The following is a 20,005-nucleotide window of genomic DNA, read 5'->3' on the forward strand; positions in this document are numbered from 1 at the left end:
GCCATGCGCTGGGTGTGTATTCTGTTTCCGCAATTGGCCTTGGACGCGGTGCTGCGTCAACGTCCCGATCCTGATGAACCGTTGGTGCTGCTCAGCGGGCCGGCCCAGCGCCGGGTGCTGCAAGCGGTTAACCCTGCCGCGCGCAAACTCGGTCTGCGCGCCGGTCAGTCGATGACTGCCGCCCAGGCCATGAGCAAGGGTTTTGCCACCGCCGATTATGAGGCTGCCGAGGTCGAACACTGGCAGCAGTTTCTCGCCGCGTGGGCTTACGGTTTCAGTGCGCAAGTGAGTGTGCATTACCCGCGCACCGTGGTGTTCGAGATCGAATCGAGCCTGGGCCTGTTCGGTTCCTGGGCGCAGTTCGAAGCACGGTTGCGCAAGGAACTGAGCGATCTGGGTTTCCGCCATCGCATCGTCGCTGCACCGAATCCGGTGGCGGCGCGGGTACTGGCCAATGCTTATGACGGGCTGGTAGTGCCGGACGGCGAGGCCTTGCAGCATCACCTCGGCCAGTTGCCCGTCGACCGCGTCGGGCTGGAACCGGCGGTGGCCACGGCGTTGTCGCGCATGGGCCTGCGCAACCTCAGTCAGCTGCAAAGCCTGCCACGTCAGGCGCTGGCACGGCGTTTCGAGGCGCAGATGCTCAAACACCTCGACACCTTGTTCGGTGCACGGCCATTGGCATTGGAGTTTTACCTGCCGCCGGATCGCTTCGATGTGCGTATCGAACTGAATTTCGACGTGCAGTCGCATCAGGCCTTGCTGTTCCCGTTACGCCGGTTGACCGGTGACCTGTCGGCGTTCCTCTGCGGACGTGACAGCGGCGTGCAGCGTTTCGACCTGCATCTGGAACACGCCGGCCTGCCGGACAGCGTGATCAAAGTCGGCCTGCTCAGTGCCGAGCGTGATCCGGCGATGCTCTTCGAACTGGCGCGCGGGCGGCTGGAGCAAGTGCAGGTCGAGGCGCCCGTGCGTGGCTTTCGTCTGCGCGCCGAGGATCTGCCGAGTTTCGTTCCGCAGTTTCAGGAACTGTTCGACGATCGTCCGCAACAGACCTTGCCCTGGGAGCAATTGCGCGAACGCCTGCGCGCACGCTTGGGCGATGACGCGGTGCAGGGGCTGCGCTTTCAGGCCGATCATCGTCCGGAGTGCGCGTGGCAGCACGGCGTCGACAAACAGCGCTGCGCCGGTTTGCCCAGCGTGCACCGTCCGGGCTGGCTGCTCGGTGAGCCGCAGAGCGTGGTGGAAGGTTCGGCGCGGATTCTCATGGGCCCGGAGCGCATCGAATCGGGCTGGTGGGACGGTGACGATGTGCGCCGCGATTATTACCTGATCCAGAACCGCGCTGGCCAACAGGGCTGGGCTTATCGCACGGTGGGTGAGGGCGGTCCATTGTGGCTGCAGGGCTGGTTTGCATGAACGACGGTTATGCCGAACTGCACTGCTTGTCGAACTTCAGTTTCCAGCGCGGTGCGTCCAGTGCGCTGGAGCTGTTCCAGCGCGCGAAAAAACACGGCTATCAGGCACTGGCAATCACCGATGAATGCACATTGGCCGGGATCGTGCGGGCGTGGCAAGCGGCAAAATCAGTTGAGCTACCGCTGATCATTGGCAGTGAAGTGCGCATCGAAAACGGCCCGAAACTGCTGTTGCTGGTGGAGAACCTGGCGGGCTATCAGGCGCTGTGCGGCTTGATCACTCGCGCGCGGCGGCGCACGCAAAAAGGCCAGTATCAGGTGTTGCGCGAAGATTTCAGCGAGCCGCAACCGGGGCTGCTGGTGTTGTGGGTGCCGGACTCGCTTGATCAGGTAGACGAGGGCCGTTGGCTGCGGCAGACCTTCGGCGAACGCCTGTGGCTGGCGGTGCAATTGCATCGTGGCCAGGACGATCAGCAGCGGCTGGCGGCATTGCTGAGTCTGGCCGCCGAGTTGCAGATTCCGGCCGTGGCCAGCGGCGATGTGCACATGCACGCCCGTGGCCGGCGCGCCTTGCAGGACACCATGACCGCGATCCGCCATCACGTCCCGGTGGCCGAAGCCGGGCTGCGTTTGCACCCCAATGGCGAGCGGCATTTGCGCAGCGTCGAGGTATTGCGCGAGTTGTATCCGCAGGCCTTGCTCGACGAATCGGTGAGTCTGGCCCGGCGCTGCACCTTCGATCTGGGCGAGTTGCGTTATCAATACCCGAAAGAGCTGGTTCCCGAGAGGCACAGCGCCAGTTCCTGGCTGAGGCAACTGACCAAGGAAGGCATCGCCTGGCGCTGGAAGAAAGGTGCGCCCTTCAAGGTGCTTAGGCAGATCAATAAAGAGCTGAAGCTGATCGCCGAACTCGGCTACGAAAGTTATTTCCTCACCGTGCACGACGTGGTGCGCTTTGCCCGTGAGCAAAAAATCCTCTGTCAGGGCCGTGGTTCGGCAGCCAACTCGGCGGTGTGTTTTGCGCTGGGCATCACCGAAATCGACCCGGACCGCACCACGCTGCTGTTCGAACGCTTCATGTCCAGGGAGCGCAACGAACCGCCGGATATCGACGTCGACTTCGAACACGAACGCCGTGAAGAGGTCCTGCAATACGTGTTCCGCCGTTACGGCCGTGGTCGTGCGGCGCTGACGGCGGTGGTCAGCACTTACCACGCTGCCGGCGCGGTACGTGATGTGGCCAAGGCCTTGGGTCTGCCGCCGGATCAGATCAACGCACTGGCCGATTGCTGCGGCCACTGGAGTGATGAAACCCCGCCGGTCGCGCGTTTGCTGGAAGGTGGTTTCGACCCCGACAGCCCGGTGTTGCGCCGGGTGCTGAGCCTGACCGGGCAGTTGATCGGCTTCCCCCGACATTTGTCGCAGCATCCCGGTGGCTTCGTGATTTCCGAGCAGCCGCTGGACACGCTGGTGCCGGTCGAGAACGCCGCCATGGCCGAGCGCACGATCATCCAGTGGGACAAGGACGACCTCGACGCGGTCGGCCTGCTCAAGGTGGATATCCTCGCCCTCGGTATGCTCAGCGCAATCCGTCGCTGCTTTGACTTGTTGCGCCGTCACCGCAATCAGGATCTGAGCCTGGCGACCATTCCGGCCGAAGACAAGCCGACCTACGAGATGATCAGCCGCGCCGACACCATCGGTGTGTTCCAGATCGAGTCGCGGGCGCAGATGTCGATGCTGCCACGCCTGAAACCGGCGAAGTTCTATGATCTGGTGATCGAAGTGGCCATTGTCCGCCCGGGGCCGATTCAGGGCGGGATGGTCCATCCGTACTTGCGTCGCCGGAACAAGGAGGAAGAGGAAACCTATCCGTCGCCAGAACTCAAGGTCGTTCTGGAAAGAACCCTCGGCGTGCCGCTGTTTCAGGAACAGGTGATGCAGATCGCCATTGTCGCCGCCGATTACAGCCCCGGTGAGGCCGATCAATTACGTCGCTCGATGGCCGCGTGGAAACGTCATGGCGGACTTGAACCGCACAAGGAGCGACTGGCCGCCGGCATGAAGAAAAACGGCTATACGCCGGAGTTCGCCGCGCAGATTTTCGAGCAGATCAAAGGCTTCGGCAGCTACGGTTTCCCCGAGTCCCACGCCGCCAGTTTCGCCTTGCTGACTTACGCCAGTTGCTGGCTCAAGTGTCATGAACCGGCGGCATTCGCCTGTGCGCTGATCAACAGCTGGCCGATGGGTTTCTACAGCCCCGATCAGATTTTGCAGGACGCGCGCCGGCATCAGTTGCAGATTCGCCCGGTCGATGTGCGCGCCAGTGACTGGGATTGCAGCCTGGAAACCACCACGGCGGCGCAACCGGCGATTCGCATGGGCCTGCGCATGATCAAGGGTTTTCGCGAGGACGATGCCCGACGCATCGAGGCGGCGCGGGCGAGCGGGGCGTTTGCCGATGTCGCTGATCTGGGCGAGCGGGCGGTGCTCGACAGTCGGGCGCAGGCGTTACTCGCCGACTCCGGGGCGTTGCGTGGTTTGGCCGGGCATCGGCATCGGGCGCGCTGGGAAGTGGCCGGGGTGCAGAAACAGCTGGGCCTGTTTGCCGGGTTGCCAAGTCAGGAGGAGGCCGAGGTGGTGCTGCCCAAACCCAGCGTTGGCGAGGATCTGCACGCCGATTACAGCACCGTCGGCACCACGTTGGGGCCGCATCCGCTGGCGCTGTTGCGTGGCGAACTCAAAACCCGGCGCTGCCGCAGTTCGCAGGAGTTGCTTGAGGTCGAACACGGCCGACCGGTGAGCGTCGCCGGACTGGTGACGGGACGGCAACGACCGGGCACCGCCAGTGGCGTGACCTTCGTGACCCTGGAAGACGAATTCGGCAACGTCAACGTGGTGGTCTGGCGCGATCTGGCCGAGCGTCAGCGGCAAGTGCTGGTCGGTTCGCAATTGCTCAAGGTCGATGGCCGCTGGGAGCGCGAGGGCGAAGTGCGCCATTTGATTGCAGGCCGCCTGAGCGACCTCAGCCCGCTGCTCAATGGCATTCGCGTGCAGAGCCGCGACTTCCACTGATCAACACAACCCTTGTAGGAGTGAGCCTGCTCGCGATAGCGGTGTGTCAGACAACATCAACGTGAATGACACACCGCTATCGCGAGCAGGCTCACTCCTACAGGGTTTTGCTTCTGTTCAAGGCAGCCAATTCACTGGCGTCAAAAAAACCTGTCACGAATGATGGCACTTTGTCATAATGCCGCCCCTTTTCAGCTCCCGCTGCGCTTTGCCGCGCCGGGACATCCCCGTTTTTCAAAAGGAATATTCAGTGAGAATGATCTCCCGGATGCTGGTTTCAGGCGTCGCGATTGCTGTGCTCGGCACGATTGCCGGCACACTCGCCGGTTGCGCCACCGAAAGCTCCCGCGCGCTGCCGGTGGCCAAGGTAGAAAGCGCCACACAAGTCTGGACCGGCGTTCGCGTGCCAATGGCCGTGGGCAAGTTCGACAACCGCTCCAGCTACATGCGCGGGATATTCTCCGACGGCGTCGACCGTCTCGGCGGTCAGGCCAAGACCATCCTCATCACCCACTTGCAGCAAACCAATCGCTTCAGCGTGCTGGATCGCGACAACATGGGCGAAATCCAGCAGGAAGCCGCGATCAAGGGCCAGGCGCAACGCTTGAAAGGCGCCGATTACGTGGTCACCGGTGACGTCACCGAGTTCGGCCGCAAAGAGACTGGCGATCATCAACTGTTCGGCATTCTCGGCCGTGGCAAAACTCAAGTCGCCTACGCCAAGGTCAACCTGAACATCGTCAACATCAGCACTTCCGAAGTGGTGTATTCGACTCAGGGCGCCGGCGAATACGCTTTGTCCAACCGCGAAATCATCGGCTTCGGCGGCACCGCTGCCTACGACTCCACCCTCAACGGCAAAGTACTGGATCTGGCCATGCGCGAGGCGATCAATCGTCTGGTGGATGGCATGAACGCCGGTGCCTGGAAACCGGGCAACTGATCGACGCCCATTGCAAGGAGCAACACCCATGACTCTGAATCTGTCGCGCTCGTTGATGGCGCTGACGCTGGCTGCCAGTGCCTTGCTGGCCGGTTGTGCTGCCGGCCCGCAAACCCTGTACCAATGGGAAGGCTACGAGCCGCAAGTCTACGAATACTTCAAAGGCGAAGAGCCGAAAGAAGCCCAGGCTGAAGCGCTGGAACGTGACCTGCAGAAAATCCGCTCCACCGGCAAAGCCGTACCACCGGGTTACCACGCGCACCTTGGCCTGCTCTATCTGAGCATGGGCAAGGACGACCAGATGGTGCAGCAGTTCAAAACCGAGAAAACCCTGTTCCCCGAGTCCGGCACGTACATGGATTTCCTGCTCAAGAACGCCAAGAGCGGAGACGCGAAATGATCGCGCGTACCTTGAAACTGCTGGCCGCCGGTCTGGCCCTGACCGTGCTGGGTGGCTGCGTCGCCCCCAAAACCGTGGATTACTCGGCCTACAAACAGGCGCGGCCGAAAACCATTCTGGTGCTGCCACCGCTGAATACCTCGCCGGATGTGAAGGCGTCGTACAGCCTGCTGTCGCAAGTGACGTTCCCGCTGGCCGAGGCCGGTTACTACGTGCTGCCGATCGCGCTGGTTGACGAGACGTTCCGCCAGAACGGCCTGACCACCCCGGACGATATCCATCAGGCACCGCCGAGCAAACTGAAGGAAATCTTCGGTGCGGACGCGGCGCTGTACATCACCGTGACCGAGTACGGCACGCGTTACATGGTGATCAGCAGCGAAACTGCGGTGACCGCAACGGCGAAACTGGTCGACCTGAAAAGCGGCACGACGCTGTGGACCGGTTCGGCGCGGGCGTCGAGCGAGGAGGGCGGCAACAACGGTGGTGGCGGTCTGATCGGCATGCTGATCACGGCGGCTGTGAAGCAGGTCATCAACAGCGCCACCGATGCCGGCTACCCGATTGCCGGTGTGGCGAGCAATCGTCTGCTCTCGGCCGGACATCGCGCAGGCCTGCTGTACGGCCCACGCTCGCCGAAGTACGGCACGGACTAAGAAACGATACAAATCCCTGTGGGAGCGAGCTTGCTCGCGAAGGCGTCATACCGGTCGACACAATTGCTGACTGATCCGCCGCTTTCGCGAGCAAGCTCGCTCCCACAGGGGGAATGCGTTGCTCTGGGTTATTTCGGGGCTGGCCAAAACCGCTCGCCACCCCCCGGCGCTTCCGTCCACGCTTGCAACGAGCGGGTCGGCAGATCGAAGTAGTCGCGGGTTCGCGCGTAACCATGGCCACCCATGCGTCCGATCGCGTCCAGGCCCAGTTGATCGATGTACAGCGTCTTTGGGTCGATCAACTCATCGCGCACGTGCGCCATCAACACCTCGCCAAAAATGATCTCACGTGACTGACCGATGTTCAGCGCCATCATCCGCCGGCATTCCAGTGCCACCGGTGCCTCACCGATGCGCGGGCATTTCACTGTCGTACCGGGAATCGCCGTCAGCCCCGCAGCGGTCAGTTCATCGAACCCCGGCGCGAAGGGCACGGCGCAGACGTTCATGGCCTCCACCAGTGCATCGCTGACGATGTTCACGGTGAACTCCTGATTGAGCTGGATATTGCGCGTTGTGTCTTTCGGACTTTGATCGCCGTAATTCTCGACACCCAATGCCAGAATCGGTGGATCGGCCGACAGTGCATTGAAAAAGCTGAACGGCGCGGCATTGACCCGGCCCTCGCCATCGATGGTGGTGACCAGCGCAATCGGCCGGGGCACGACGCTGCCGATCAGGATCTTGTATTTTTCCCGTGGGCTGAGCTGGCTGAAATCAAAGCTGTGCATGGCAGAAGTCTCTAGGCAAGTGGATCAATCGCGCTCAACGGCGCGTCGGCGCTGTAGTCATCGGCGAACGGAATGGCCGGATGGAACAGGGTTTTCCAGTCCGGTCGGGCAAAGGCCCGATCGCTGTGGCTGCGCATCAGTTTTTCGTATTGGCGTTGGGCCTGGCGTTGCAGGCTGGGGTAGTCGACGCCGCTGACCTGACCGTCGTGCATCACACAGCGACCGTCGATGTAACTGGCGATGCAATCGTCGCCACGACCTGCCAGCAGCAGGTTTTTCAATGGATCGAACAGCGGCCCCAGATGCAGGCCGCGCAGGCTGAACACGGTAATGTCGGCTTTGGCGCCGGGGGCCAGGCGGCCGATATCATCACGCCCCAGTGCCCGCGCGCCGCCAAGCGTCGCGGCGTTGTACAGGTCGAGGCTGCTGGTCAGCGCCGGGCCGCCCTCCATCAAGCGAGCGATGTTCAAGCCGTGGCGCATGTTTTCCAGCAGATCCGCAGGCCAGGTGTCAGTGCCCAGCGCAAAGTTGATGCCCCTGGCGCGGTAGCGACCGAACGAGTTCAGCGCTTCGCCGTCACGGGCAAACACCAACGGGCAATGCACCAGACTCGCGCCGGCGTCGATAACCCGCTGCAAATCGTCATTGCCAGTGGTGTAGATGCCGTGTGGCAGCAGACTGCGCGGCGTGAGCAACTCCAGTTGCTGCAACCAGCCCAGCGGCGAGGTGCCGCGCAATTGCTCGACCATCGCCACTTCGCTGAGCGCCTGACAGCAATGCAGGCGCATCGGTGCATTGAGTTCGCGGCTCAGCGCCGAGGTGCGTTGCAGCAACGCCGGGGTGCAGGTCTGGATGCGATCGGGCAACAGCGCACCGCGAATCAAACCGTTGTGCGCGCCGTCGAAATCCTTGAAGAAGCGTTCAGCGGCACCCAGCCCGGCCAGTCCTCGTTCCTCATCCCAGTGATGGGCGATTGAGCCGTCGGCGCGCCAGTAACTCATGCCGCTCATGTAGCAGGGGCCGAGGTAAGTTCGCAGCCCTGACTCTGCCGCCACCTCGGCGACGGCGGCAAATTCATCGTAGGTTTCCGCCCACTCGCGGTAGTACATCGAGGTGATCGGCATCGCCGTGGTGATGCCGTTGCGGATCAACTGAGTGAAGGCGTAGCGGTATTTGAAGACCTCTTCTTGCGGGCTGTAAGTTTCACGCGGGCCGGCAGCCAGATACTCGGCGGACCACATGCGGCCCATGCTGCGCTCGTCGCCGTTGTCCAGCGTCAGCACCGTGGAATCGAGATCGCCCAGCGCATCCAGATCGATGAAACCGGGGCCGATCAGGGCATTGCCGTAGTCGATCCACTGATCCACCGGCCCCTGATAACCACGGCCGACAAATTCGATACGCGAGCCGGCAAACACGACTTCACCGTCGCGCCACAGCACATGCTGCGTGCCGTCGAAACCGACCACGCAAGTGGCGCGCAGGCCGATGCGTTTCACAGGCGGCTGTCCAGCAAACGACCGCCGCTAGCGATCAAGGAACCCGCGCGATAGACCTGCCGCAATGGCCGCGCAACGACGGCTTCGCCAAGGGTTTCAACCGGCATCAGCAAGAAGTCCGCACGCTGCCCGAGCGCAAATCCATAATCCGCAATGCCCAGCGCTCGCGCACCATTGACCGTGGCCGCGTCAAACGCCGCCGCCAGTTCATCGTCCTTGCCCAGATCAAAGCGAAACGCCAACAACATTGCCCGCTCCAGCATGTCGCCATTGCCCATCGGCGACCACGCATCGCGGATGCCATCGGAACCCAGGCAGACATTCACGCCGACTTCACGCAACGGCAGAAATGGCGGCACCGCCGTGTCGGCGGGCGCCGAACTCATCAGCGAAATACCCAGCGCCGCCAAGCGTTCAGCGACCGGTTTGACCTGGCTCCACGGCAACATGCCGAGGCAATAGGCGTGGCTGATCATCACCCGGTTTTGCAGGCTGAAACGCTCAGTGTAATCGGCGATCAGCGCGATTTGCCACAGGCCCAGTTCACCTTTGTCATGCAGGTGAATATCCACGCCACGACCAAACTCTGCCGCCAGTTTGAAGACGAAATCCAGCTGCGCAATCGGGTCGTTGTCGATACCGCAGGGATCAAGTCCGCCGACATTCTCGACGCCCAGTGTCATGGCTTCACGCATCAATTCGGCGGTGCCGGGGCGGCTGATCAACCCGGTTTGCGGGAACACCACCAGTTGCAGATCGATCAGGTCTTTGTAGCGTTCACGCAATTGCTGCATGGCTTCGACGTGACGCAGGCCGAATTCCGGGTCGATGTCGACGTGGCAGCGCATCGTCAGCGAGCCGCGCGCGATGCAGTTTTCCAGCAGCGCACCGGCGCGTTCGGCGATGGGGGCCGTGACTTCGCGGAGGATGCGGCGTTCGTTGCTGATGTAATCCTTGAGCGTGGGGCCGGCGCTGTTCGGGCGCCAGGGTTGGCCGTAGAGGGTTTTGTCGAGGTGGACGTGGCTTTCGACCAGCGCGCTGGTGAGCAGTTGGTTGTGGCCATCGATGTCGCTGGCGGCCAGCGGCGTATTGGTGGCCGGGCGGCGCTGGGCGAACCGGCCGTTGTCGATCAGCAGGTCTTCGGCGGGGGCGCCGTAGGGGCGTACGTTGCGGAGCCAGTGTGGCTGGGTCATACAAACCTCGTAGGTCTTTGAATTTTTTTCCCTCACCCTAGCCCTCTCCCGGAGGGAGAGGGGACCGAATGGGGGATATTGAAGAAGTACACCGACCTGAAAGTCCGGCTGTGAATCCAAAGTTCACCGGTTTGAAAGCTCTGCTGTGAATCCAAAGCTGACCGGTTTGAAAGTGCAGATGTGAATCCAAAGCTGACCGGTTTGAAAGCTCGGCTGTGAATCCATAATCGACTCGGTTTATCAGGTCGGCGTATGGCGCAAGACACCTCGGTCAGTCCCCTCTACCCCTGGGAGAGGGCTAGGGTGAGGGCAGCGGTTGCGGATCAACCCTTGAGCTTCGACCAGATCCGGTCCTGCAGCTCGCGCGCCTTGTTGCTGCATTCCTTCTCCGGCCGCAAACGCGAGGCGTACTCTTCGGGCATGTTGATCGCGTCCATCACCTTCCACTTCGGATCAAGCAGCGAATCGCTCTGAATCCCGTTGGCGTAAGCAATGGCGTTGGAAACCGCAGCGGCGTTCTCCGGCTTCATCATCCAGTCGATAAAGATCTTCGCGTTACCTGGATGCGGCGCGCTTTTCGGCACGGCGAAGTTGTCCTGGAACATCGCCACGCCTTCACGCGGATAGACGTACTTGATCGTGCTCTTCTGCAAGGTGGCGCGGGCGGTCGAGCCGTTCCAGTTCTGCATCATGATCACTTCACCCGAGGCCATGCGGTCGACGGTGTTGTCGGAGCTGTACATCTTCAAAAACGGTTTCTGCTTTTGCAGCAATTCCAGAATGCGCTTGGCGTCCTGCGGGTTTTCGCTGCATTCGTCGACATTCAGATAATGGCTGGCGGCGTTGATTACGCTGCTCGACGTATCCAATGCGGCGAGCTGGCCTTGTAGCTCTTTGCGCGGTTCGAAGAACTCTTTCCACGAGTCATCCAGTTTGCCGCCCGGCACCCGTGCGCTGTCGTAGGAGAAGCCGGTGGTGCCCCACAGATACGGCGCCGAGAACTTGCGCCCCGGATCGAAGCCCGGATCGCGGAACGGCCCTTTGACGTACTGGAAATTGCTCAGGCTCGGCGCGTCGATTTCCATCAGCAGGTCCTGCTTGATCAGCGTTTGCATGATCGACTGCGACGGCACAATCACGTCATACGCGGCGCCGCCGGCCTGCAATTTGGCGAGCAGGGTTTCATTGCTGTCGTAACCGTCCATGGTCACCTTGATGCCGGTTTCCTTCTCGAACCTGGCCAACAGATCGACCGGGTAGTAGTCGGTCCAGTTATAGAAAAACAGCTCTTTCGGCTCGGCGGCGTGCGCACCGAACGCGGCGAAACAACTCAGGGCCAGACCGGACATTGCCAACCGCATGCTTTTGATTTTCATGAACAGAACGCTCCAGATTTATGGTTGTTTACCGCGTTGGCCCAGCCAGAAGGCCAGCACCACCAGGACAATCGAGATCACCAGCATCAGCGTCGAGATCGCATTGATCTCCGGGGTCACGCCAGCCTTGATCGCCGAGAAGATGTACACCGGCAACGTCGTCGAACCGGGGCCGGCGACGAAGAAGGTCATGATGAAATCATCGAGGCTGACCACGAACGCCAGCACCGCACCGGACAGCACCGCCGGCCACAGCAACGGCAAGGTCACGCGGCGGAACACTTGCCATGGATTGGCGTACAGGTCGTTGGCCGCTTCCAGCAGACTCTTGTCCAGATCGTTGAGCCGCGCGCGGATCGGCAGATAAGCGAAGGGAATGCAGAAGCCGATGTGGGCGACGATCACCGTGAGCAAACCAAGCTTGATGCCCAGCGCCATGAACAGCAGCAGGGTGGCGACGGCTGTGACGATCTCCGGCAGGATCAGCGGCAGGTTGATCCCGCCCTCGACCATTTTCTGCCCGTAGAACGGCCGGTATGTGGCCAGTGCTGCGAGCAGTGCAATCGCGGTGGCACAGACCGTAGCGATGGTGGCGACGATGATCGAATTCAGCGCCGCCGTCTGAATCGACGGGTTGGCCAGAATCCGCCCGTACCAGGCAAACGAAAGCTCGGTCCACACCGTCGCTGAGCGATTGGCGTTGAAGCTGTAGGCGATCAACACGAAGATCGGCAAGTACAGGTAGGCGAGGATCAGCAGGCTTATTTCGCGGGTCGCCGGGAGTTTCTTCAGGTGCAGGGAAATCATGCTTTGGCCCCCCGATGGATGGTCTTGGCCGCGCGGCGGCTGTACAGCGCATAGAGCACCAGCGACACCAGCAGAATCGCCAGCAACAGGAATGACAGCGAACTGCCCAGCGGCCAGTTACGCGCGGTGCCGAACTGTTGCTGGATCAGGTTGCCGATCATCAGCGTCTTGCCGCCGCCAAGAATCGCCGGGGTGATGAAGGCGCCGAGGCTCGGCACAAACACCAGCAACGCGCCGGCAATCACCCCGGGCATCGACAACGGCAGGATGATCCGTCGCAACGCGTGCCAGCGATTGGCGCCAAGGTCGTAAGCGGCCTCGACCAGACGCCAGTCGAGTTTTTCCAGCGTCGAGTAGATCGGCAGAATCATGAACGGCAGGAAGCTGTAGACCAGACCGACACTCACCGCGAAGTCGTTGTAGAGCAGGGTGATGCCGCCGGCACTCGGCAACAGCGCGTTGAGGCTCTGTGCGACCCAACCGTGTTCGCGCAGGATGATCAGCCACGCGTAGTTGCGGATCAGCAGGTTGGTCCAGAACGGAATAGTGATGAGCAACACCATCAGGTTGCGTCGGCGCGGGGTCAGGCTCGACATCCACAACGCCACCGGAAAACCCAACAGAAAGCACAGCGCCGTGGTGCCGCCGGCCTGCAGCACCGAGCGCAATAGCGCCTGGGCGTAGACCCAGTTCAGCTCCAGTTCACCGTCGAACCCTTCCTGGAAAAACAGCTGCACGTAACTTTGCAGTTGCCATGGCGCTTGCCAGTCGACGCCGCCGTAGGTGTTGCGCGGCAACAGGCTGATGTAGCCCATGATCCCCAACGGAATGGCGATCAGGGCGAGCAGGGTCAACACCACCGGGCTGAGCAACAGCGCACGGTTGAGGGCAGGGGAAGTGCTGCTGACGCTCATCTCAGGCCTCCATCAACAGGCAGGCGTGCGGCGGCAAGTGCACAGCGACGCGTTCGCCGACCGCACGGCTTTGGTTCAGGCCTTCATTGTTTTCGCGCAGCATGACTTTGATGTCGTTGTTCAAACGGCATTGATAGAGCGTGGCGGTGCCGACGTAGAGCACCGCTTCGATCACCCCGCGCAGGTGATGCGGCTGGCTGGCGTCGACCAGTTGCGAGCGCTCCGGGCGAAACGCCAGTTGCACGCTGCTGCCGGCGAAGCTCTGTTGCTGATAAGGGATTTCAATCGGCATGCCGTTGGGTACGAAGAGTTTTTCGTTGTGTTCGCCGTGCTTGAGCTGGCCGGGGAGGAAGTTGATGTCGCCGATAAACTGCGCGACGAAGCGGTGTTTGGGGTGTTCGTAAATGTCGGTCGGGGTGCCGATCTGTAGGATCTTGCCGGCAGACATCACGGCGATGCGGTCGGACAGGGTCAGCGCTTCTTCCTGATCGTGGGTGACGAAAATGAAGGTGATGCCGGCTTCTTTCTGTACGCGCTTGAGTTCGACCTGCATTTCCTTGCGCAGCTTCAGATCGAGTGCCGACAGCGGTTCGTCGAGCAGCAAGACTTTCGGTTTCGGCGCCAAGGCCCGGGCCAGAGCCACGCGCTGTTGCTGGCCGCCGGACAATTCGGCCGGTTTGCGCCCGGCCAGGTGCTCCATTTGCACCAGCGCGAGCATCTCGTTGACGCGATCGGGGATCAACTTGCGATCAAGACCCTGCATCTCGAGGCCGAAGGCGATATTCTGCGCCACACTCATGTGCGGAAACAGCGCGTAGCTCTGGAACACCGTGTTGACCCGACGCTTGAACGGCGGCAGATCGTTGACCGGTTCGCCGGCCAGGCGAATCTCGCCTTCACTGACGTGTTCGAAGCCGGCGATGGTCCGCAGCAAGGTGGTTTTGCCGCAGCCCGAAGGGCCGAGCAGGGTGAAGAATTCGTTGTCGGCGATGTTCACCGAGACATTGTCGAGGGCTGGCGCGAGGCCAGGATCATCGGAATACCGTTTGGAGACGTTGCGCACTTCAATTGCTATTGGTTGACCCATAATGGTGCAATCCTCTATTTATTGTATGCAATATATGAATGCAATTTAGAAATACCCGGATTAATCTGCGCGTGCAACCCCCTTTTTCCATGGCCAGGCATCGCCAGGGGCTGGTTGCCCGACGCTAAAGGAGTGTTCGAATGACCGAGAAGAAACTGGAAACCACGGTCGACCGCGTCTACCAAGGGGTTTACGAGGCGATCAGCAAGCGTTCGTTACGCCCGGGCATGAAACTGGGTGAGGCCTCATTGGCCGAGTTATTCAATGTCAGCCGCACGTCGGTGCGCGCTGCATTGAAACAATTGGAGGCCGACGGACTGGTTACTACCGAGCCCAATAAAGGTGCATCGGTGTCACTGCCGAGTAACGAAGAGATCCGTTCGCTGTTCGAAACCCGTCGGCTGATCGAGATCGGCATCGTCACTGAACTGTGCCGGCGCAAGGACACTGCAGCGATGCAGGATTTGCGCGAACACCTGCTCCTGGAAGACGAAGCCCATGCCGCCGGCGATCACGAACGGTTGATTCATCTGCTCGGCGAGTTCCACATCAAACTGGCGCGCAGCCTCAATAACCCGGTGTTGCTCGACTGGTTCCAGAAGCTGATTTCCCGTGCCTCGCTGTACGCCGCAGCACTGGACGACGACAGTCATGAAGTGTGTCGCGACGACGAGCATCTGCGCCTGATCGAATACATCGAGGCGGGCAATCAGAGCGCGGCCATCGAGCTGACCTGCATGCATTTGAACGGTATCGAGAAAGCCATCCTCGACGTCGCCGCGAAGATGAAAACTGGCTACCATCCGCTCAAGCACCTGATCGGGGTCTAGGCTCCAGACCGGGATGAAATCGGCTATACCTCTAATGAAACCAATGCGACTGAAGACGCTCGAAACAGACGGGCGTCGCGTCGTTATGGCGCCGCGATTTATCGGGCAACCACCTAAGGACACTGAGTCAGTCGATGCAGTTTTTATCCGATAGCCATGGTTGTGAGGGCTGGAAAGGCGAAATGGCCGGACGCATCAGTGCGTTCGACTGGCGCCATACCGAACTCGGCCCGCTGGACACCTGGCCGGCCAGCCTGTGCAGCGCGGTGCAATTGATGCTGGCGTCGCCGCTGCCAATGGTCATGCTCTGGGGCCGCGCCGGCTACATGATCTACAACGATGCCTATTCGATATTTGCCGGTGGTCGGCACCCGTATCTGCTCGGTGCGCCGGTGGAGCTGGGTTGGCCGGAAGTCGCCGATTTCAACCGGCACGTGGTCGATACCTGCCTGGCCGGTGGCACTTTGTCTTACCGCAATAAAGAACTGGTGCTGTTGCGCGATGGCGTCCCCGAAGACGTCTGGATGGATTTGTATTACAGCCCGATCGCCAACGATGACGGGGTGCCCGCCGGGGTGATGGCGATGGTGGTGGAAACCACCGAATTCATGCACTCCGAACGCCGCCGTCAGGCCGCCGAAAAGGCTTCCCGCGCTGACAATGAGCGGGTACGTCTGGCGCTGAATGCCGGTGCCTTGCTTGGCTCGTTTGTCTGGGATGTGAAAAACAACACATTGTCAGCAGACGAGCGTTTCGCCCGTACGTTCTCTTATCCGCCGGATCATGACCTGAACAATCTGGCCCAGGACATTGCCGAGTCACGCATCCATCCCGATGATCACGCCTGGGTACAGGAACGAATCGCCCATTCCGTGCAGACCGGCGAGCCGTATAACGCCGAATACCGAGTCCAGCGTAGCGACGGCAGTTATCTGTGGGTGCTGGCCAGTGGCGCCTGTGAGTTCGACGAACACGGCGAGCCGTTGCGCTTTCCCGGCGTGTTGATCGACATTCATGAACGCAAGATTGCCGAAGAATCCCTGCTCAAATTTACCCGCAATCTCGAACAGCGCGTGGGCGAAGAGGTTGAGGCGCGTCTGGCGGCTGAAGAGCAGTTGCGTCAGTCGCAGAAGCTCGAAGCCATTGGCGGTTTGACCGGTGGCGTCGCTCACGACTTCAATAATCTGTTGCAAGTGATCGCCGGCAATCTGCATTTGCTTGCACGTCACGAGCCGAACAACGCCAATGTGCAGCGCCGGGTCAGCGCCTCGCTGGCGGCGGTCGAACGCGGCGCCAAGCTGTCTTCGCAATTGCTCGCGTTTGCCCGGCGCCAGCCGTTGTCGCCGGCAGTGTGTAACCCGCGACAGATTTTCGAAGGTGTCGGTGAGTTACTGCAGCGGGCGTTGGGCGAAACCATTCAGATCGACGTGCAGTTGCCGACCGCGCCGTGGCACATCAACGTCGACCGCAATCAACTGGAAAACGCAATTCTCAATCTGGCGATCAACGCCCGCGATGCCATGAAGGGCGAGGGCACCATCGGGCTCAGCGCTGCCAACGTGCAACTCGACCGCGAGTTTTGTGCCGGTAAAGGCATCGTTCCCGGCGAGTTTGTCCGAGTCGCCGTCAGTGACAGCGGCGCTGGCATTGCGCAAGACATTCTCGAGCAAGTGTTCGAACCGTTTTTCACCACCAAGGCCGATGGCCAGGGCACCGGGTTGGGTCTGAGCATGGTGTTCGGCTTCGTCAAACAGAGCGGCGGGCATGTCGACATTGCCAGTGCCGTCGGCGAGGGCACGCGGGTGCAGTTGTACTTTCCGCGCAGCCTGCGCCCGATCCTTGATGAATCGCCCAATCTGCAACGGCAACAGAGCGGTGGCCACGAGACGTTGCTGGTGGTCGAGGACAACGACGCGGTGCGCGCCTCGGCGGTCGAGTTGCTGCGCGAGGAAGGTTACCGCGTGTTGACCGCCGGCAATGGCGATGCGGCCATGCAGATGCTCCTCGAAGGTGTCGAGGTCGACCTGATTTTCACCGACGTGGTCATGCCGGGGCTGATCAAGAGTTCCGACTTGTTCGCCTGGGCCAAAGTGCAGACGCCGCCGGTGGCGGTGCTGTTCACCTCCGGGCACACCCGCGACATCATCTCGCGCAATCACCAGCTCAGTCCCGACACGCATTTGCTCGGCAAACCGTATAGCCCGGAGGCCATGTTGCAGATGATTCGCGTGGTGCTCGGTAGTTGAGCGTTGAACATTCCTTCACCAAGGCAGGTCGATGACTTCCAAACGCACCTCCAAAGCACCCGCCGGCATGGTCCGGGTGCGCGGCGCCCGTGAACATAATCTGAAAAACGTCGATGTCGACATTCCTCGCGATGCGCTGGTGGTGTTTACCGGTGTCTCGGGGTCCGGCAAGTCGTCGCTGGCGTTTTCCACGTTGTACGCCGAAGCCCAGCGCCGCTATTTCGAATCGGTGGCGCCGTATGCGCGACGGCTGATCGATCAGGTTGGCGTACCGGATGTCGACTCGATTGAAGGCCTGCCGCCGGCCGTGGCCCTGCAACAGCAACGCGGCACGCCGAGCACACGTTCGTCGGTGGGCAGCGTGACGACGTTGTCGAGCCTGATCCGCATGCTCTATTCGCGCGCCGGCAGTTATCCGCCGGGGCAACCGATGTTGTATGCCGAGGACTTTTCGCCGAACACCCCGCAAGGCGCGTGCCCTGAATGCCATGGCCTCGGGCGGGTGTATGAAGTCACCGAAGCGCTGATGGTGCCGGATCCGAACCTGACCATTCGCCAGCGTGCCGTGGCTTCCTGGCCGTTGGCGTGGCAGGGGCAAAACCTGCGCGACATCCTCGTGACCATGGGCATCGACGTCGACATCCCGTGGAAAAAGCTGCCGAAAAAACAGCGCGACTGGATTCTCTTCACCGAAGAAACCCCGACCGTGCCGGTGTACGCCGGGCTGACCCCGGAAGAAACCCGCGTCGCCCTCAAGCGCAAGATGGAGCCGAGTTATCAGGGCACCTTCAGCGGCGCCAGACGCTACATTCTGCACACGTTCAGCCATTCGCAAAGTGCGCTGATGAAGAAGCGCGTTGCGCAGTTCATGCTCGGCAGCCCATGCCCGCTATGTGACGGCAAGCGCCTGAAGCGTGAAGCGTTGTCGGTGACGTTTGCCGGGTATGACATCGGTGAACTGGCGCAGATGTCGTTGCTGCAAGTGGCCGAGGTCTTGAAACCCGTGGCGGCGCACAGTTATCTGGAGCACGCCGAGGAAACCGGCGAGACCTTGAGCCATGCGCAAACCCGCGAGGCCCGTCAGCAACGCGTGGCCCACGGCGCCAGCGGCCATGCCAGCGCGCCGGATGTGCGCCACACGCCGAACCTGTCGCTGGAGAAACGCCTGGCGGCGCAGCGCATTGCCGAGGATTTGCTGGAACGGGTCAGCACGCTGACCGATCTGGGCCTCGGTTATCTGGCGCTGGAGCGCAGCACGCCGACGCTGTCGTCCGGTGAGCTGCAGCGTTTGCGCTTGGCGACGCAACTGGGCTCGCAATTGTTCGGGGTGATTTATGTACTCGACGAGCCATCCGCCGGTTTGCATCCGGCCGATGGCGAGGCTTTGTTCGAGGCGTTGCAGCGCTTGAAGGCTGACGGCAACACGCTGTTTGTGGTCGAGCACGACCTGGAAACCATGCGCCGCGCCGACTGGCTGATCGACGTCGGCCCGGCGGCGGGCGAGCAGGGAGGGCAGGTGCTGTACAGCGGCCCACCGGCAGGTCTGGCCGAGATCGCACAGTCGCAGACTCGCGCGTATCTGTTTGCCGAATCGCAACGCCAGACTAGAACGGCGCGCAAGCCGACGGCGTGGCTGAAACTCGACGGGATCACTCGCAACAACCTGAACAACCTCAGTGCCGAATTCCCGCTGGGCTGCTTTACCTCGGTGACGGGTGTGTCCGGCTCCGGCAAGTCGAGTCTGGTCAGTCAGGCGTTGCTGGAACTGGTCGGCGCTCAGCTGGGGCGTCCGCCGGTGGACAGCGAACCGGAAGAACTCAGCCTCGAAGATGACGCGCCGCAGGTCAGCAGCGGCCAGGTGACCTCAGGGCTGGAGTCGATCAAACGCCTAGTGCAGGTCGACCAGAAACCCATCGGCCGCACGCCACGCTCCAATCTGGCGACCTACACAGGCCTGTTCGACAACGTGCGCAAGCTGTATGCCGCCACCGATGCGGCACGGCGCGCGGGTTACGACGCCGGGCAGTTTTCCTTCAACGTCGCCAAGGGCCGTTGCGCCACCTGTGAGGGTGAAGGCTTTGTCAGTGTCGAGTTGTTATTCATGCCCAGTGTCTATGCGCCGTGCCCGACCTGCCATGGCGCGCGCTACAACCCACAGACGCTGGCGATTCTCTGGGAGGGTTTGAGCATCGCGCAGGTACTGCAATTGACTGTCGATGAAGCGGTGACGGTGTTTGCCGGGCAACCGGGGATCCGTCGTTCGCTGGAAGTGCTGCGCGACATTGGCCTCGGTTATCTGCGCCTCGGGCAACCGGCCACGGAACTGTCCGGCGGCGAAGCACAGCGGATCAAACTGGCCACCGAGTTGCAGCGCAACCAGCGCGGCGCAACCTTGTACGTGCTGGATGAACCGACCACCGGGCTGCATCCGCGCGATGTCGATCGGTTGCTGGAGCAACTGGACACGCTGGTGACGGCGGGGCACACGGTGATCGTGGTCGAGCACGAAATGCGCGTGGTCGCGCAGAGTGACTGGGTGATCGACATCGGGCCGGGGGCGGGGGATCAGGGCGGCCGAATCGTGGTCGCGGGTACACCGCAGAAGGTTGCGGCGAGCAATAAGAGCAAGACTGCGCCGTTTCTGGTTCGGGCTTTGAACCGATAGGTGTGTTGGCAGGGCTGACGTCTTCGTCGGAACGCCGCCCGGAGCAAGCTTGCTCCCACAGGTTTTTGTGGTGTGAACACGTTATCTGTCCACACAGATCCCCTG

15 protein-coding genes are annotated in these 20,005 nt (G+C 61.5%); 8 read left to right on the forward strand and 7 right to left on the reverse strand.

The window, feature by feature from the left end; translation table 11 throughout:
- The first annotated feature begins 3 nt into the window (after nt 1–3).
- The 5 genes from U6037_RS12445 (at nt 4) to U6037_RS12465 (ending at nt 6,492) form a co-directional block, all read left to right on the forward strand.
- Nucleotides 4–1,419, forward strand: a complete 1,416-nt coding sequence (locus tag U6037_RS12445) for a DNA polymerase Y family protein (protein ID WP_322846961.1) — start codon at nt 4–6, stop codon at nt 1,417–1,419.
- Nucleotides 1,395–4,493 carry an error-prone DNA polymerase gene (locus tag U6037_RS12450; RefSeq protein WP_322846962.1) on the forward strand — a complete coding sequence of 1,033 codons (3,099 nt, stop codon included), beginning with the start codon at nt 1,395–1,397 and terminating at the stop codon, nt 4,491–4,493. The genes U6037_RS12445 and U6037_RS12450 overlap by 25 nt, the downstream gene beginning before the upstream one ends.
- A gap of 256 nt (nt 4,494–4,749) precedes the next feature.
- Nucleotides 4,750–5,436: a CsgG/HfaB family protein gene (locus tag U6037_RS12455; protein ID WP_161986630.1), complete on the forward strand. Its 687-nt coding sequence runs from the start codon at nt 4,750–4,752 to the stop codon at nt 5,434–5,436.
- Nucleotides 5,437–5,464: 28 nt separating this feature from the next.
- Nucleotides 5,465–5,836, forward strand: a complete 372-nt coding sequence (locus tag U6037_RS12460) for a DUF4810 domain-containing protein (protein WP_322846963.1) — start codon at nt 5,465–5,467, stop codon at nt 5,834–5,836.
- Nucleotides 5,833–6,492 (forward strand): DUF799 domain-containing protein, encoded by a 660-nt coding sequence (locus U6037_RS12465; RefSeq protein ID WP_141130022.1) that lies wholly within the window; start codon nt 5,833–5,835, stop codon nt 6,490–6,492. The genes U6037_RS12460 and U6037_RS12465 overlap by 4 nt, the downstream gene beginning before the upstream one ends.
- A gap of 128 nt (nt 6,493–6,620) precedes the next feature.
- Here the strand turns inward: U6037_RS12465 and U6037_RS12470 are convergent, their stop codons facing one another.
- The 7 genes from U6037_RS12470 to U6037_RS12500 form a co-directional block, all read right to left on the reverse strand.
- Entirely contained in the window at nt 6,621–7,283 is a 663-nt protein-coding gene (locus U6037_RS12470) for a flavin reductase family protein (protein WP_016985312.1), read from the reverse strand.
- A gap of 11 nt (nt 7,284–7,294) precedes the next feature.
- Nucleotides 7,295–8,782 carry an amidohydrolase family protein gene (locus tag U6037_RS12475; protein ID WP_322846964.1) on the reverse strand — a complete coding sequence of 496 codons (1,488 nt, stop codon included), beginning with the start codon at nt 8,780–8,782 and terminating at the stop codon, nt 7,295–7,297.
- On the reverse strand, nt 8,779–9,975 hold the full coding sequence (locus U6037_RS12480; RefSeq protein WP_322846965.1) for an amidohydrolase family protein: 1,197 nt from the start codon (nt 9,973–9,975) through the stop codon (nt 8,779–8,781). Before U6037_RS12480 ends, U6037_RS12475 begins: the two co-directional genes overlap by 4 nt.
- A gap of 323 nt (nt 9,976–10,298) precedes the next feature.
- Nucleotides 10,299–11,351: an extracellular solute-binding protein gene (locus U6037_RS12485; protein ID WP_322846966.1), complete on the reverse strand. Its 1,053-nt coding sequence runs from the start codon at nt 11,349–11,351 to the stop codon at nt 10,299–10,301.
- A gap of 18 nt (nt 11,352–11,369) precedes the next feature.
- Entirely contained in the window at nt 11,370–12,158 is a 789-nt protein-coding gene (locus tag U6037_RS12490) for an ABC transporter permease (protein ID WP_322846967.1), read from the reverse strand.
- Entirely contained in the window at nt 12,155–13,072 is a 918-nt protein-coding gene (locus tag U6037_RS12495; protein WP_322846968.1) for an ABC transporter permease, read from the reverse strand. The genes U6037_RS12490 and U6037_RS12495 overlap by 4 nt, the downstream gene beginning before the upstream one ends.
- Before the next feature lies 1 nt (nt 13,073).
- The gene (locus U6037_RS12500) at nt 13,074–14,159 is read right to left on the reverse strand and encodes an ABC transporter ATP-binding protein (protein ID WP_322846969.1); all 1,086 of its coding nucleotides are present in this window, start codon (nt 14,157–14,159) and stop codon (nt 13,074–13,076) included.
- Nucleotides 14,160–14,299: 140 nt separating this feature from the next.
- Between U6037_RS12500 and U6037_RS12505 the strand changes: the two genes are divergently transcribed.
- From U6037_RS12505 to U6037_RS12515, 3 genes are all read left to right on the forward strand, one after another.
- On the forward strand, nt 14,300–14,989 hold the full coding sequence (locus tag U6037_RS12505) for a GntR family transcriptional regulator (RefSeq protein WP_016985306.1): 690 nt from the start codon (nt 14,300–14,302) through the stop codon (nt 14,987–14,989).
- A 134-nt stretch (nt 14,990–15,123) separates the two neighbouring features.
- On the forward strand, nt 15,124–17,235 hold the full coding sequence (locus U6037_RS12510; protein WP_322846970.1) for a hybrid sensor histidine kinase/response regulator: 2,112 nt from the start codon (nt 15,124–15,126) through the stop codon (nt 17,233–17,235).
- A gap of 31 nt (nt 17,236–17,266) precedes the next feature.
- Nucleotides 17,267–19,900 (forward strand): excinuclease ABC subunit UvrA, encoded by a 2,634-nt coding sequence (locus U6037_RS12515; RefSeq protein ID WP_322846971.1) that lies wholly within the window; start codon nt 17,267–17,269, stop codon nt 19,898–19,900.
- The last annotated feature ends 105 nt before the right edge of the window (nt 19,901–20,005 follow it).

This window comes from Pseudomonas sp. B33.4, from assembly GCF_034555375.1.
Taxonomy (GTDB): domain Bacteria; phylum Pseudomonadota; class Gammaproteobacteria; order Pseudomonadales; family Pseudomonadaceae; genus Aquipseudomonas.